Raw genomic sequence first — 15580 nt, forward strand, 5'->3', positions numbered from 1 at the left:
TACACAAAATAATAATAATCATTCTTAACTAGGGATGCTGCTGTCAAATTGACAGCAGCATCGGTGCTTTTTAGGAGGAAAAAAATGAAATTCATTATCAGGAGGGATCGAGTATGAGTGATCTAAAACCGGCTGTTTCCTCGCCCCGTACGAACTCGAGAATAAGTACATCATTTTTACTTCAGCATGGAGAAGGTTTGGCCGCTATGGTGTGCGGGATATTAACCATGATTGCATGGTTTTTTGACCACTTCAATTATAGTGAAGTGTCACCCTATATTTATCTTTGTGCTTATATTGTAGGTGGATTTGTAAAAGCGAAAGAGGGGCTGTACACGCTTCTCAAAGAAAGAGAGCTCGATGTTAACCTACTGATGCTACTCGCTGCAATGGGAGCAGCAGGGATCGGTTATTGGTTAGAAGGGGCTATCCTCATCTTTATTTTTTCTTTAAGTGGAGTTTTAGAGAGTTATACTATGGCAAGAAGCTATAAGGATATTGCTTCTCTTATGGATCTAAAGCCAGAAACAGCCACAATGCTCAAGGATGGTAAAGAATGCGTTGTTAAGATTGAACAACTCCAAGTGGGCGACCTCATGGTAGTGAAGCCGGGAGAACGGATTCCATCTGATGGGAAGATTATCGAGGGACGTTCATCGGTTAATCAAGCGTCCATTACTGGCGAATCCATACCCGTTGAAAAAGGACTAAACGATGAGGTTTATGCCGGTACGCTAAACGAGAACGGAGCCCTTATCGTTGAAGTAACTTGTCGGAGTGAATCAACCCTTTTTTCTAAGATTATTCAACTCGTGCAAGAAGCTCAAAGTGAAAAGCCTGTTTCCCAAACTTTTATGGAGAATTTTGAGCGGATCTATGCAAAGGTGATTATTGGGGTAACCCTAGTTCTTATTTTAGTCCCTTCTTATTTCCTTTCTTGGAGCTTTGAAGATTCCCTATATCGGGCGATGGTGTTTCTCGTAGTAGCATCTCCTTGTGCGCTTGTAGCATCAATTATGCCTGTCGTTCTTTCCTCGATCTCTAATGCGGCAAGGCACGGGATATTGTTTAAAGGGGGGGCACACTTAGAAAATTTGTCAGAAGTGAAAGTGGTAGCGGTGGATAAGACAGGAACTCTTACCTATGGCCGTCCTAAGGTGACCGATGTCTTTACTTTCCAGCAGATGAGCCAGGAAGACTTGTTTTATGCTGTTGGTTCAATTGAAAGTCTCTCTGAACATCCATTAAGTAAAGCGGTAGTAGAAAAAGCCAAGGAGCTTCAACTCTCTCTAGATCGCCCTAAGGAAATAGAAGCTGTAACCGGTTTTGGAATTCAAGCTCTATTTAGTGGAGAGTATTGGAAGATTGGAAAAAGTGGGTTTATGGAACCTTCTGTAGTAACTGCAGAGGGAAAGGAACTCGCATCAAGGTTGGAAAGTGAGGGGAAGACGGTAGTTTTTATCCAAAATACAAAAGGCTTAGCTGGCATTATGGGGATTCAAGATATCATTAGACCGGATGCATTGGCAGCTGTAAAGCAGTTACAGAAACAAGGCATAAAAGTTATCATGTTGACAGGAGATCGAGAAGGTACAGCGCAAGTTATTGCTGAACAGTCAGGGGTGGATGATTTTTACGCTGAATTATTGCCTGAACAAAAGGTGGAAATGGTAAGAAAATTAAAGGAAAAATACGGAAAAGTAGCTATGCTTGGGGATGGAGTGAATGATGCTCCTGCCTTGGCGACTGCCACAGTAGGAATTGCAATGGGGACGACGGGCAGCGATGTGGCATTAGAAACCGCGGATCTAGTTCTTATGAATGACGATCTTGAAAAAATTCCTTCCGCTATCCGACTAGGCAAGCGAGCAAAAAGCGTGATTAAGCAAAATATCGTGTTCTCTTTATCTGTTATTTTACTGCTTATCATTTCTAACTTTGCCTATGAGTTAGCTCTACCACTGGGTGTCATAGGACATGAGGGCAGCACGATTTTGGTTATACTCAACGGACTCCGTCTACTAAAAATGTAATGGTGTAAGTCTTACAGCTGCTTTGATTTTACTTCGACAGGAGTTTTTCTTATAATGATACAGAACGTCTATGGAGAAAAGAGGGAATATCATATGAAGTGTAAGATTACCAGAAACGCAGCAAAAAAAATAAAAGAAATTATGGCTAAAGAGGATACAGAAGGGAAAATGCTCCGTGTCGCCGTTACTCATGCTCATGGGGACCATGCCCATTATGGTATAGGTATGGATGAACCGACGGAAAATGACGTAATTGTAAAGACAGATAAAGAGATTGATGTACTGCTTGATAAGACGCAAGATATGTTAGATGGTGTAAAGATCGATTACTTATACATTCCTCAAGAGGGCTTTGTGATTACCAACCCAAGTAAAGGAAATCATGGTGACCATTAAAGGGGCTGACCAAAAACAAAGTTTTAAAAGAAGGGCTACTCTCAACTGCTAGGTTGAGAGTAGCCCTTCTTTAATTTTCTGACAGGAGCTCGCGTTAAACCCCTGGAGCTGTCCGAATAAGGCTGGCATCCTGACAGGACTGCGCGATTTCCCCCTGCCGCTGTGCGCCTACCATATCTTAGTATACTCTTAAGCCCCTAACAGGTCAGGATTTATTTCTTGACGCGAAATATATTCAACAGTATGATATATTTCGTGGTGTAAATATTTCGTGATAGAAAAATTTTGTTTGACGAAAGATTGGGGGTATAACCTTTGGAACATTTAGCCAAACGGCTCATGAGTCTCAATCAGACTTTCATGGGAATTGTGGCCTATGAGCTCAAGAAACGACATATTACGATTCCACAGGCTATTGTTCTAGATACGATAAAAGATCGAGCTAAAACAATAGGCGATATTAGTAAAGCTGTAGATCTCTCCTATAGTACAGTCTCGGGCATCATAGACCGGTTAGAACGACAAGAGTTGGTCGAACGTTTTCGAGACGTCTCTGATAAACGCGTTGTCTTTGTTCGAATGACGGAAAAGTGCTTAGCCTTTCATAGTACAGATCCTTTTATGAGTCCAGATTTTTTTCAAGAAATCTTTAAGGGTATGACAAAGGAGGAAGAGGATCGGATCGTTGATTCCTTGTCCATCTTGCAAAACTATCTTGAAGAACACGTGAAGTTGAATGTCTAATAGGAAAGGATGTGAGTAGTAATGAATCTTTCTGAGTTATCGCTACGCCGCCCTGTCACGGTATGGATGATCATCGTGGCTATGCTAATATTTGGTTTTGTTTCATTTCCAAAGATGGCGGTAGACCTTTATCCGGAGTTGAATCTTCCTGTTGCTGTAGTAGTCACGAGTGTTGATGGAGGTACACCAGCAGAAGTCGAAAAGCTAGTTACGAAACCGATTGAGGAAGCACTCGCTTCTGTATCGAATATAGATCAGATCTCATCTAATTCTGTTGGAGGAGCTTCGCAGGTTATCGTTCAATTTAATTGGGGGACAGACTTAGACCAAGCTACCTTAGATATGAGAGATAAGGTAGATTTAATCCGTGGTATGCTGCCTGACTCAGCTAATACACCACAAATTCTTCGTTTTGACCCGAACGCTCAGCCTGTCGTCACTCTGGCGTTGACAGGAAGTGAGGATACAGCGAATCTAAAATCCGTAGCGGATAATATGATTAAGCCTAGACTAGAGCGTATTGATGGAGTTGCTTCTGTTGGGGTGATCGGTGGACAAGACCGCTTGGTTGAAGTCATGCTTGATCCGTTAAAGTTAGAGACATATGGCATCACAGTAGATCAAATCCGACAATCTCTTGCCTCGTCTAACCTTTCCGGTTCCGCAGGTTCCGTTAAGCTGGGGGACGAAAAACTGAGTATTCGTGTGCAAGGGGAATTTAAAGACATTGAGAGCATTGCCGAAACTCCTCTTTCTATGCCGGGAGGCAGTATCCCGTTAAAAGATGTCGCGGTGGTTACGGATAAATTAGCCGATATTACGCAGTTAACGTACTTAAATGGAGAACCAAGCCTCGGATTATCAATTACGAAGGCATCAGGCGGGAACACCGTACAAGTAGCTGAGATGGTTCACAAGGAGATTGAGAAACTGGGGACAGACCTCCCAGATGATCTTAAGTTAACCGTGATCGTAGACACATCAAAATATATTAAGGACTCTATTAACACAGTAGCGGAACATGCTGTATTGGGAGGTCTCTTCGCTATATTGGTATTGTATCTATTCTTGAATAGCGCTAGATCAACCTTAGTTGTATCCATTGTAATTCCGATTTCTATCGTGGCCACATTCTCGATGATGTATTTCTCTGGGCAAACGATTAACCTTATCTCTTTAAGTGGATTGTTGCTCGGATTAGGATCCTTAGTTGACTTTGCCGTCGTCATACTCGAGAACATCTTCCGTTTGCGTCAACAAGGGAAAGGGATGTTAGAGGCTGCGAAAGAAGGTTCGAAACAGGTAGGGAATGCCGTTATGGCATCTGCCCTAGCCCAAATCGTTGTTTTTGTTCCGATTATTTTTGTGGATGGAATAGCTGCTGAGCTCTTTGGTCCGCTGGCCTTAACGGTCATCTTCTCACACATCGCGGCATTAGTCGTTTCTATCATGCTTGTACCGATGTTAAGCTCTCGATGGATTAAGACCGTTCCAGATGAATCCATCTACCATTCAGGAACCTATAAAGGAAGAAACCCAGTTATCTGGTTTAACATTGGGTTTGAGAAGCTGTCTAAGACGTATGGTAACCTGTTATCGTGGGCGCTTAAAAAGAGAAAAACCGTATTTGCTTGGACGGTTGCACTATTTGTAGGCGCAGTTGGTCTTATGCCTATGGTTGGAATGGAGTTTATTCCCAAAATGGACCAAGGACAACTGAGTGTTAGTATTAAAATGCCAAATGGTACCGTACTAGAACAGACGGCTGATGTCGTATCGCAAGTAGAAGCTGTAGTGAAAGATATACCAGAATTAGATAAAGTGTATACCTCGATTGGTTCATCTGGTGGCCCAGCTGCTCTCTCTACAGGAGTATCTAACAGAGCTCAGCTAGATGTTATGCTTGTTGACCTTCAAGAGCGAACTCGTTCTACAGAGCAAGTGATGATGGAGCTTCGAGAGAAACTTAACTTTATTCCTGATGCAGAAATTAATGTAACAGAAGCTCAGGAGGGTGGAGGGATGACAGGTTCTCCTCTGCAACTTAACCTGCGCGGAGACAATCTTGAAGTTTTAAAAGATATTGCAGACATTATTGTTGCTGAAGTAGAACAGGTGGAAGGAACCTTCAATGTGAAGACTTCATTAGATTCTACGGGGCAAGAATTTCAAATCGTGGTTGATCCCAAGAGACTTAGCCAATATGGGCTGACAACGGGCCAAGTGTTAAATTCCGTTCGAACGGCCTTTGATGGTCAGAAGGTCACTCAGTATCGTACAGGGGATGACGAAATTGACGTGAAGTTAAAGTTGCCAGCAGAATTTAAACAGGATGTAACCTATTTAGAAAGGTTGCGAATTACGACTCCGCAAGGAGCGTCCGTAGCGTTATCCTCTGTAGCTTCAATTGTGAAAGAGGATGTTCCTCAAACGATCAGGAGAGCGAACCAGACGCGTGAGGTCCAGATTACGGCAGATATTGCTGGACGTGATTTGGGTTCTATAACCAGAGACGTTGAGGAAAAGCTAAACCGTCTTAACCTGCCGGAAGGCTATCAACTGCAGTACGGTGGGCAGAATCAGCAAATGACAGATTCTTTTATGAAGCTCGGGCTCGCTATGCTGTTAGCTATTGTGTTTGTTTATATGGTTATGGCAGCTCAGTTTGAATCTCTGTTTAGTCCATTTATTATCATGTTTTCAATTCCGCCTACGTTCATTGGTGTGGTAGTTGGTCTTGCTGTGACGGGTCATTCACTAAGTGTAATGGCAATTATTGGTTATATACTTCTAATCGGTATCGTAGTAAACAATGCTATCGTTCTAATTGACTATATTAATCAATTAAGGCAACAAGGTATGGAAAGGGATCAAGCAGTGCTTGAGGCCGGGCCTGTACGTTTGCGCCCCATTCTTATGACCACTTTATCTACCATTCTAGCTATTCTGCCTTTGGCCTTTGGAGGGGGTTCTGGGAATGAAGGTCAGGCACCCATGGCGATTGTTGTAGCATTTGGTCTGAGTTTCTCTACCTTAATTACTTTGATTCTCATCCCTGTGGTCTATACGTGGTTTGATGATATTGGACTCAAATGGCGTAATCGGAAGAATAGAAAGAAAAAAGCTGATTCAGTAGAACAGAACGTACAGTTGTAATTGAGGGAGGGAAGGAAGAAATGAAGAATATGAGATTGACATCGCTAGTTTTCATGCTTGCGTTATCCCTAAGTGTATTAGGGTGTTCGAAAAAAGAAGAAGTTTCCCAAGCAAGTGAGACGGCGGCTGTGCCTGTCCAAGTAGAAACTGTGAAAGAAGGAACGGTTGAGGAAAAGGCAGGGATCAGTGGTAAGCTAGCTCCGAATGAGACCGTTCAGGTGTCACCAAAAGTTAACGGAAAGATTAGTAAAATACACGTTACCCTAGGGCAGCAGATAACCCAAGGAGATATCCTATTCACACTTGATCAAGCAGATTTAGCCAATGCCGTCAAGCAGGCCCAAGCCGGCTATGATGTGGCCGTAGCGAATTTAAAGCAAAGTGAAAGTAGTACAAGTCAAGGAATTAATCAAGCGGAGGGAACAGTTGTTCAAACCAATAATGCCATCATCCAGGCTGAGAATGGGTTGGCTCAAGCCACCCAAGCGCTTCAAGATGCGATGGCCAATGAACAAAGAATCAAACAATTGTTTGAAGCGGGAGCGGTACCTACTATCGAGATGGAAAAAGCAGAGACTGCGCTTAAGAATGCTGAATTAGCCTTGAAGAATGCAGAAACAACACTTGCTAATGCGAAATCTTCTTATGACAATGCAAAGAAATCTTTACAAAATGTTCAAGGGAAAACGGGAGTGGAAGTGGCTAGGGCTTCCGTTCAACAGGCTCAAGTGAGCCTACAGAATGCAAAAGATCAATTAGCGAATGCTACCGTAAAAGCACCTATATCGGGAATCATCTCGCTGGTACAAGGAGCCACGGGACAGATGGCCTCTCCCCAAGCACCTGTTGTACAAATTGTAAATATTGATCCTATGCTGGTGAAGGCTCATATTTCGGAAAATGAAATGATCTCCGTGAAAATGGGAATGAAGGTTAATCTGGAGATTCCAGCACTTCAGAAAAAGCAAGAGGCGACGGTAACGGCGGTAAGCCCTGTCATGGATTCTCAATTAAAAGCTTATCCTATTGAGATATCCATACCGAATCCTACGGGTGAGCTGAAAGCTGACATGGTTGTGGATGTTAAGTTATCAAGTCAAACTAAGGGGCAGGTTAAGTCCCTTGTAGTTCCACGTAAGGCTGTCCTAGAGGAACAAGGCAAGCGTTATGTCTTCTTAGTCGAAGAAGATATAGCCAAGAAAGTAGAAGTATCAACCGGTAAAGAGACGAGTGAATGGACCCAAATAAAAACGGGCTTATCTGCAAACGATATAATTGTAGTTAAGGGACAAACTCTCTTGCAAGATCAAAGCAAAGTTGAAATTCAAGAAACAAAGTAGGATCATAGTTTATAAGAGAACCCCATGAGACAGCTTAAGAAAATCTGTTCGTGGGGTTTTTTCATAAAGATAAGGAGTGAGTGCTCATGAAGTTGACTTGCCTTGGAACGTGGGGGGCCTACCCTGAAGCTGGTTCGGCGACAACCTCATTTTTACTTGAGGAGGATGATTTTCGGCTTTTAATCGATTGTGGAAGTGGGGTTTTGGCTCAATTACAGCGAGTGATAAAAGTGGAACAGCTTGATGCATTGATCCTTTCTCATTTTCACCATGATCATATAGCCGATATCGGATGCCTTCAATACGCTACGCTCATCCAGACGATTCTTGGAAACCGCTCCGTTCCCTTACCCATATATGCTCATCAAGAGGAGGGTAACCAATTCTCCTCTTTAACTTATAATTCTTATACACAGGGTGTACAGGTATCGGCACATCAACCTATTCATATCGGGCCTTGGCAGGTGGACTTCTGTCCAACCAATCATGCTGCCTACTGCCTAGCTATGAGATTTTCCGATCAAAGGAACACGCTGATCTACACGGCAGATACAAGTTGGAGTGATGAGTTGGTTGAATTTTCGAGGGGAGCTGATCTCCTGATCTGTGAAGCTAGTCTATATAATGAGCAAAAGGGTAAAGTATCTGGGCATATGACGGGAGGAGAAGCTGGAAAGTTGGCTCGCCAGGCAGGAGTTAAACAATTAATTTTAACTCACCTTCCTCACTATGGAGATCAGCAGTTACTAGTCATACAAGCGCAAGAAGAATACGAAGGGCCGATACATCTTGCTGCTTCTTTATCGAGCTGGGAGTGGTAGAGGCGTTCTCTTGAGATACCAGTGCATCCAGTATAGGACCTCGCTGCGGACAAATTCCCACTTATATTCGGCCTGGTGATGATATCCTTGGTAGAAATAGCGCAGCTCTACTCCCTCCTCGGTTCGTTTTTCAGAATAGATTTTTACCCCTCGGTCTCGAAGGGCTTTCTTAATGCTGCCATAGTCCTTTTCTACGCGTAGAGATGCCTCCTCAATTATTGCGAGATAAGGCTCCTTCAGCTTGATTAAGGAATCGGTAATAAGACCCCGGTCACGATTGAAAACATGAAGAACGAGAGGGATGTAGACATATTGGGAGAGAAGCTTTTGTTCTCTTTCTGGAAGGAATTTCACCTTGTTTGATCCTCCTTTCATAAATAGGAACACTTGTTCTTAATCTAAGTATAACGCGGGATACGTACATTTATCAATGCGGGATTTTAATTGGATGAGGGACGTCTTGGGTATACTTATTTTAAATATTAACTAAAGCGGATGGTAAGGATGAAAACGACTATTACACAATTACACCAATCTCAGCAGTCGAAGCTTATTTGGAAAGGGAATTTTATTAAAATTGATGGCGTACGTATTCACTATGTAGAAAAGGGAAAAGGTTCCCCATTGCTGTTAGTTCACGGATTGGGAGCTTATTCTTTTACATGGAGACATAATCTAGATGAATTAGCGAAGCAATTCCGTGTCATTGCGGTTGATCTTAAGGGTTTTGGTTTTTCTGAGAAGCCAGTGGGACCTGGTTATTCCATTGACCACCATGTCAAAATAATGGCAAGCTTTATTTCTCAGCTGGGCTTGGGCCAAGTGGATTATGTGGGAAGCTCCATGGGAGGAGAAATAGGGCTGCGATTATGTTTGAAGCATCCTGATCTGATCCGAAAGCTGATACTCGTCGGGAGCTCCGGGTACCGAGACAGGCTTCCGTTATGGGTAAAGATGCTCGGGCATCTCCCTTATAAATCGTTCATAAAGACGTATATCCAAAGTAAATATCTACGAGTTGAAGTACTAGCAGAGATGTTTAAGGGAGCCTATCACGACCCTAACGTTCTATCTGATGAAGAGATCAAGCAATATCTCAGCCCCATTTACACACAAGGGTTTGAAGAATCTTATCTGACTATGCTTCGGGAGTTTGACTTTGGAAAGTGTAAAGATCAGTATGATCAGGTAACTCATTCTTCTTTAATCTTGGCTGCAGAGCATGATCTCGTCATTCCTATGGAACATTCCAAACAACTCCATCGAGATTTACCTCAATCCGAGTTTATTGTACTGCCAAAGTGCGGTCATTTTCTCCATGAAGAGAAATCGCAAGAAACGAACCAATTAATTCTTGAATTTCTGCACTAGACTTATAAATTCTAGAGAAATTAAGGATACTGTTACTATAGCTAGCTGGAAAAGTAAGGCAGGGGGACAAAAAAACGTGGGAAATGAGATGAGAGAAAAATGCGGTGTCTTTGGGATCTTTAATCATCCCAAGGCAGCCGATTTGACTTATTATGGACTTCATGCCTTACAGCATCGTGGGCAAGAAAGTGCAGGCATTGTTGCCAGTAACGGAAAAACCTTCAGTTATCATCGAGGTATGGGTCTCGTAACAAAAGTATTCTCACGATCTATTCTAGATCAGATTCAGGGAAATATGGCGATCGGTCATGTGCGTTACTCCACAACAGGAGAAAGTCTTCTCCATAATTCTCAACCGTTGGTCTTCAAATATCGGGAAGGGGATTTAGCCCTAGCTCATAATGGAAACTTAGTGAACGCGGAGTATGAACGAGAATTATTACAACAGCAAGGAAGTATTTTTCAGACCACAACAGATACCGAGGTGATTGCCCACCTCCTTGCGAGATCAGCCAAAAAAAGCTTGGAAGAGGCCATACCTGATGTACTTAAGAGAATTCATGGTTCATTTGCGTTATTAATGATGACGGAGCGACAATTGCTCATTGCTCTAGACCGTAACGGATTAAGACCGTTGTCCTTAGGGAAGATAGGTGATGCTATTGTGGCAGCTTCAGAGACTTGTGCCTTAAATGCCGTGGGAGCGACGTTCTGGAGGGATGTAGAACCGGGGGAATGGCTTTTAGTGGATGATCAAGGGGTTCGAGGCGGTAGATTTGCTCAAGAAGAGAAAAAGTCTCTTTGTTCATTTGAGTTTATCTATTTTGCAAGAGCGGACAGTGTGATCCAAGGAAAAAGTGTCATGGGTGTGCGGAAATTACTTGGCCAAACTCTGGCGGAGGAACACCCTATAGAAGCAGATGTAGTGGTAGCTGTTCCTGAGTCAAGCATACCTGCTGCCATAGGTTATTCTCAGCAAGCTGGAATTCCTTATGAGATCGGATTAATTAAAAATCCTTATGTTGGACGTTCTTTTATTGAACCTACTCAGGAATTACGCGAACTCGCCGTTAGGCTCAAACTCAGTGCAGTAAGAGAATTAGTGCAAGATAAAAGAGTGGTTCTTGTAGATGATTCCATCGTCAGAGGTACAACAAGTAAACGAATAGTGGAGCTTCTTCGTGATGCAGGGGCTAAAGAGGTACATGTTCGGATCAGTTCTCCTAAAGTCGGCAACCCTTGCTATTATGGGATAGATATGCCAACGAAAGAGGAGCTTTTTGCCAATCGTCATGCAGAAGAACGAGCGATGGGTCAAACCATAGGGGCAGATACCTTGGCTTTCTTGAGTGAAGAAGGCCTGCTGAAGGTCATCGGAATGGGGATGCCAAAGGGACCTGAACACTGTCTTGCCTGCTTTAATGGAGCCTACCCAACCAAATTATATTTGAAGTCAAAAGAAGAGCAGCCTAAAGGATAGGCTGCTCATTTTCTTGTTTCTTGCAAGCGGCGTACTACCTTCGTGAGCATCTTGCGAGGGGCCAGCCTGACTGAGGAAGCTAATATCTGGTTCTTGAGACCGGGGATGATGATGGTTTTCCCTTGAAGCAACCCAACATATCCAATTCGAGCAACCGTTGCGGCATCCATGTTGACCCCTTGGAAGAGCTTGGACTTCTCTAAGTTTGCCCGCTTCTCAAAGCCTGTTTCTGTCGGTCCTGGACACAGAGCCGAAACACTTATTCCATGCGGTTCCACTTCATTAGCTAAGGCCTCGGAAAAAGAAAGGACATACGCTTTAGTGGCATAATAGACCGCCATGAGAGGGCCCGGTTGAAAAGCCGCGGTTGAAGCAACGTTTAGAATTTTGCCGTTACCTCTTTCCATCATGCCGGGAAGAAGTAATTTCGTTAAGTGGGTCAGGGAGGAAATATTCACTTGAATCATGTCTAGAATCTCTTGAGTGTCTAACGTAGAAAATAAACCATATAAACCAAAACCCGCATTATTTACAAGTATGTCAACCTTCAGCCCGTCCCCCTCTAATTTTCTCAGTAGTTCGGCGGGGGCGCTTGGGTCGGCGAGATCCTGAACAATAATGGAACTCTTCGCTTGAAAAGAATCCTGCAAGTGTTGTGCCAGCTCGACTAGCTTTTCCTCCCTTCTGGCACAGAGAATAAGATGATATCCGTCTATAGCAAAGCATTTTGCCAGCTCATAGCCGATGCCGCTGGATGCTCCTGTTATTAACACGCTTTTGCCTTTTGTCTCTCCCATAATTATACTCCTGCTCCTTCTTTCAACTGATGTTTAGCTAGTTCACGGTATACCGCATGTTCTTCTAGTAGTTGTTCATGTGACCCTTGACCCGTCACTTTCCCCCTCTCCATGACAACAATTTGATCAGCGTCTACCACGGTAGACAGACGATGAGCAATAATGAGGGTGGTTCGATCCTTCATGAGATGTTGAAGTGCTTTTTGTACAAATTGCTCCGACGCACTATCAAGGCTAGAGGTCGCCTCGTCTAACATGAGAATAGAAGGGTTTCGAAGAAGGGCTCTCGCAATGGCGATCCTTTGTCGTTGCCCTCCCGAGAGGCGAATTCCTCGCTCCCCAATCTCGGTATCATAGCCGTTAGGCAGCTGATTAATAAATTCATCCGCATACGCCTGAGCGGATGCTTCTCTTAATTCTGCTTCACTTACTTCTCTTTCCAGTCCATAACAGATATTTTCTCGTACCGTTCCAGCCATCATGGGGCTATCCTGGGAGACATACCCCAGGTGTTTTCTCCAGGAGTTGATGGAAAAGGAGGAGATCGGTGTTTGCCCTAAAAGGATGCGACCTTCATGGGGAGTATAGAATCGCTCTAATAACGAAAATAAGGTCGTCTTCCCAGCACCGCTTGGTCCGACGATGGCTGTAACCCTTCCAGGCCATATCGTAAGATCTAAGCCTCGAAGAACGTCCCCGCTTTCTGGATACGAAAAGGAGATCTTCTCAAACCGGATAGGCTGATGGACGGAGGCCACTTCACGGTTCTCTTCGCTTTTTTCTTCTTCATGACCCAAGATGGAAATGATCCGTTCTGTTGCTCCCATTGCCTTTTGAGTAGCTGTATAAAATTGAGCAAGAGAGCTGAAAGGCATCATAATCTTAAACAAGTAGAGGAGGAATGCTACCAGTTCTCCAGCAGTTAACACCCCGGAAGAAACACGGATACCTCCGAATCCAATGATCACAACAAGGATGGCCATCATACAAATTTGCATGATAGGGGAGAGAACCGCATAAATTTTGGCTTCCTTCATACTGTATCGAAATAAATGTTCAATCCCTGTTTCTCCGTTCTTGCTTTCTACCCGCTCTGCATTGAATGACTTAACCAAGCGAATTTCTGATAGAACTCCTGTAAGCACACCGGATAATTGGGCTGTTTCATCTTGTAATCTCTTAGATATGAGGTGGATCTTGCGCCCCATCGGCCGAACAAACAAAACCATAAAAGGGATGGCTATGAGCAAGATAACAGTCATCTGCCAATCAATATAGGAGAGGATAATAACCGAACCAATAATCGAAATCAGACTAGAAAAGAAAGAAACGAGATGATTGGAGATTAAGTCCTTAATTACTCCTGTATCTCCCGTGACACGACTAATCGTTTCTCCTGTCCGCTGTTTATCAAAGAAAGGAATCGGAAGAGACAAAATCTTATTCCATAACTGCTTGCGCAATCGAGCTACCGTGAGTTGCCCAACATAAGCTAATAGATATAAAGACAGCCCTGACGTTACAGCTTGAATTAAAAAAGCAATACCCAGTAAGATGAACAGATGGCGATTAACGCTCTGAGCTGAAACTAAATCTACAACATCTTTCGTTAAGAAAGGAACAATAAGACCTGCAATCGTAGAAACGATACTGAGTACGCCAGCGGCAACGATTGCCCCTATAGGTGGGTTTGCCCATCGTAAGAGATGGAGAAAATCTTTAAATTTAATGTTCATCGCCCTCCAGCAAGAAATTTCTATGACATATTGTAGCATGAATTTTTCCATTTCTCGAAAGTTCAGGGTGCTATGCGTATAATTTTAGCTGTTTCCAAAAAGAATATTCGGGTTTTGGGTTGATTCTTCTCCGGATGCATGTATAATAGAGAAGGCTTGTGGAAATTTGTTCGTTTTTTCTCGCAAGCCAAACAACTATGATACAACAAAGGAGATCGTAAAACATGATGTACGATGTCATTATTGTAGGAGCAGGACCTGCCGGAATTTTCACTGCTTATGAAACGATAGAAAACAATCCAGAATTAAAAGTTCTTTTAATAGATAAAGGCCATGATATTTATTCACGACGCTGTCCGATTCTCGAAAAGAAAATAAAGAAATGTCCACCTCCAGCTGGTCGAAAGGACTTTAGTGGTTGTCTTCCAGCCTGTTCCATTACGAACGGCTTTGGAGGAGCTGGCGCTTACTCTGATGGAAAGTTTAATATTACAACAGAATTTGGCGGATGGATGACGGATTACCTCACACCATCCGAGGTGCTTGATTTAATTAAATATGTGGATCAGATTAACTTGAAGCATGGGGCTACATTAGACGTGACGGATCCTACGACCCCTGCTGTAAGGGAAATTGAAAGAAGGGGTGCAGCAGTAGGTCTAAAGCTATTGCGTGCGAATGTTCGTCATTTGGGAACCGAACAGAACCTCGAGATCCTTAAAAGCATCTCTGAGTACATTGCACAGAAGATTACGATGCGTTTTAAAACAGAGGTCGCTGATATTCTTACAGAGAAAACGGAAGGCGGTATAGTCGTTCAGGGTGTGGAGCTGAAGTCCGGTGAAGTGATTACTGGGCGTAAAGTTGTCATCGTTCCGGGGCGTGATGGTTCGGAGTGGTTTGGTAATATCATGAAGAAGAAGGGGCTAAAGCTTCTTAACAACCAAGTAGATATCGGAGTTCGGGTAGAAACTTCTGATGTGGTTATGGAGGAAATCAATCGCCACTTGTACGAAGGAAAATTTATATTTAAGTCTTCGACAGACCAAGTCGTTCGCAGCTTTTGTTCCAACCCTAGCGGTCATGTTGTCGTTGAGAATCATAGTGGTGTTATGACAGCCAACGGACACGCCTATAAAGATAAAAATTTGGGTAGTGAAAACACAAACTTTGCTCTACTGATTTCCCATGTCTTTACAGAGCCGTTTGACAAGCCGAACGAATATGCAAAAGAAATATCACGACGTGCCAATGACTTGTCCAGTGGATCCGTTATCGTTCAGCGATTTGGCGATATTAAGCGCGGACGTAGAAGCACAGAAAAGCGTATGAAAGAAGGATTCTTAGAACCAACGTTAAAAGAGGCTATCCCAGGCGACTTGGGTCTAGTCCTTCCTTATAATACGATGAAGAGTTTAATTGAGATGGTAGAGGCTCTAGATCATGTAACACCAGGAATCGCGAGCGATCATACGTTATTTTATGGAGTAGAGGCTAAATTTTATTCAGCTCGTCCGTATTTATCTTCTAACTTTGAAACAGAAATTCAAGGATTGTATGCAGGAGGAGACGGTGCAGGGATCACGCGTGGATTGGCTCAAGCTGGTGCCTGTGGAGTACACATTGCAAGGCATATCTTGAAGGAACTAGACAAGATGGAAGAGAAGCAGACAGCATCCGTATAAGAAATAGGAAGGGTCGATATA

General features: G+C 43.3%; 12 protein-coding genes. 9 read left to right on the top strand and 3 right to left on the bottom strand.

Translation table 11 applies throughout. From position 1 onward, the window contains the following. Positions 1 to 113: 113 nt before the first annotated feature. The 6 genes from EIZ39_RS03340 to EIZ39_RS03365 all read left to right on the top strand — a co-directional run bounded on the left by EIZ39_RS03340 (position 114) and on the right by EIZ39_RS03365 (position 8490). Positions 114 to 2033 carry a heavy metal translocating P-type ATPase gene (locus tag EIZ39_RS03340; RefSeq protein ID WP_129197399.1) on the top strand — a complete coding sequence of 640 codons (1920 nt, stop codon included), beginning with the start codon at positions 114 to 116 and terminating at the stop codon, positions 2031 to 2033. Positions 2034 to 2126: 93 nt separating this feature from the next. Continuing rightward, positions 2127 to 2429 carry a HesB/IscA family protein gene (locus tag EIZ39_RS03345; protein ID WP_129197933.1) on the top strand — a complete coding sequence of 101 codons (303 nt, stop codon included), beginning with the start codon at positions 2127 to 2129 and terminating at the stop codon, positions 2427 to 2429. A gap of 315 nt (positions 2430 to 2744) precedes the next feature. After that, entirely contained in the window at positions 2745 to 3173 is a 429-nt protein-coding gene (locus EIZ39_RS03350) for a MarR family winged helix-turn-helix transcriptional regulator (protein WP_240675677.1), read from the top strand. 21 nt (positions 3174 to 3194) lie between these two features. Further along, positions 3195 to 6329: an efflux RND transporter permease subunit gene (locus EIZ39_RS03355; RefSeq protein WP_129197401.1), complete on the top strand. Its 3135-nt coding sequence runs from the start codon at positions 3195 to 3197 to the stop codon at positions 6327 to 6329. A gap of 20 nt (positions 6330 to 6349) precedes the next feature. Further along, positions 6350 to 7669, top strand: a complete 1320-nt coding sequence (locus tag EIZ39_RS03360) for an efflux RND transporter periplasmic adaptor subunit (protein WP_129197403.1) — start codon at positions 6350 to 6352, stop codon at positions 7667 to 7669. 86 nt (positions 7670 to 7755) lie between these two features. After that, positions 7756 to 8490, top strand: a complete 735-nt coding sequence (locus EIZ39_RS03365; protein ID WP_129197405.1) for an MBL fold metallo-hydrolase — start codon at positions 7756 to 7758, stop codon at positions 8488 to 8490. Here the strand turns inward: EIZ39_RS03365 and EIZ39_RS03370 are convergent. Further along, on the bottom strand, positions 8470 to 8844 hold the full coding sequence (locus EIZ39_RS03370; protein ID WP_129197407.1) for a YhjD family protein: 375 nt from the start codon (positions 8842 to 8844) through the stop codon (positions 8470 to 8472). The genes EIZ39_RS03365 and EIZ39_RS03370 overlap by 21 nt on opposite strands. Positions 8845 to 8994: 150 nt before the next feature. Here EIZ39_RS03370 and EIZ39_RS03375 point away from each other — a divergent pair, with 150 nt between their 5' ends. Both EIZ39_RS03375 and purF read left to right on the top strand, forming a co-directional pair. Next, positions 8995 to 9861 (top strand): alpha/beta fold hydrolase, encoded by an 867-nt coding sequence (locus tag EIZ39_RS03375; protein ID WP_164984871.1) that lies wholly within the window; start codon positions 8995 to 8997, stop codon positions 9859 to 9861. A gap of 88 nt (positions 9862 to 9949) precedes the next feature. Continuing rightward, positions 9950 to 11341 (top strand): amidophosphoribosyltransferase, encoded by a 1392-nt coding sequence (gene purF, locus EIZ39_RS03380; RefSeq protein ID WP_129197937.1) that lies wholly within the window; start codon positions 9950 to 9952, stop codon positions 11339 to 11341. Between the two features lie 5 nt (positions 11342 to 11346). On the opposite strand, the gene EIZ39_RS03385 is transcribed toward purF, so the two are convergent. Beyond that, entirely contained in the window at positions 11347 to 12138 is a 792-nt protein-coding gene (locus tag EIZ39_RS03385; protein ID WP_129197411.1) for an SDR family NAD(P)-dependent oxidoreductase, read from the bottom strand. 2 nt (positions 12139 to 12140) lie between these two features. Next, positions 12141 to 13874, bottom strand: coding sequence for an ABC transporter ATP-binding protein (locus EIZ39_RS03390; RefSeq protein WP_129197413.1), 1734 nt, complete (start codon positions 13872 to 13874; stop codon positions 12141 to 12143). Between the two features lie 224 nt (positions 13875 to 14098). Here EIZ39_RS03390 and EIZ39_RS03395 point away from each other — a divergent pair, with 224 nt between their 5' ends. Continuing rightward, complete coding sequence (locus EIZ39_RS03395) at positions 14099 to 15559, top strand: NAD(P)/FAD-dependent oxidoreductase (RefSeq protein ID WP_129197415.1); 1461 nt, start codon at positions 14099 to 14101, stop codon at positions 15557 to 15559. Positions 15560 to 15580 lie beyond the last annotated feature (21 nt).

It is taken from the genome of Ammoniphilus sp. CFH 90114 (assembly GCF_004123195.1).
GTDB lineage: Bacteria > Bacillota > Bacilli > Aneurinibacillales > RAOX-1 > YIM-78166.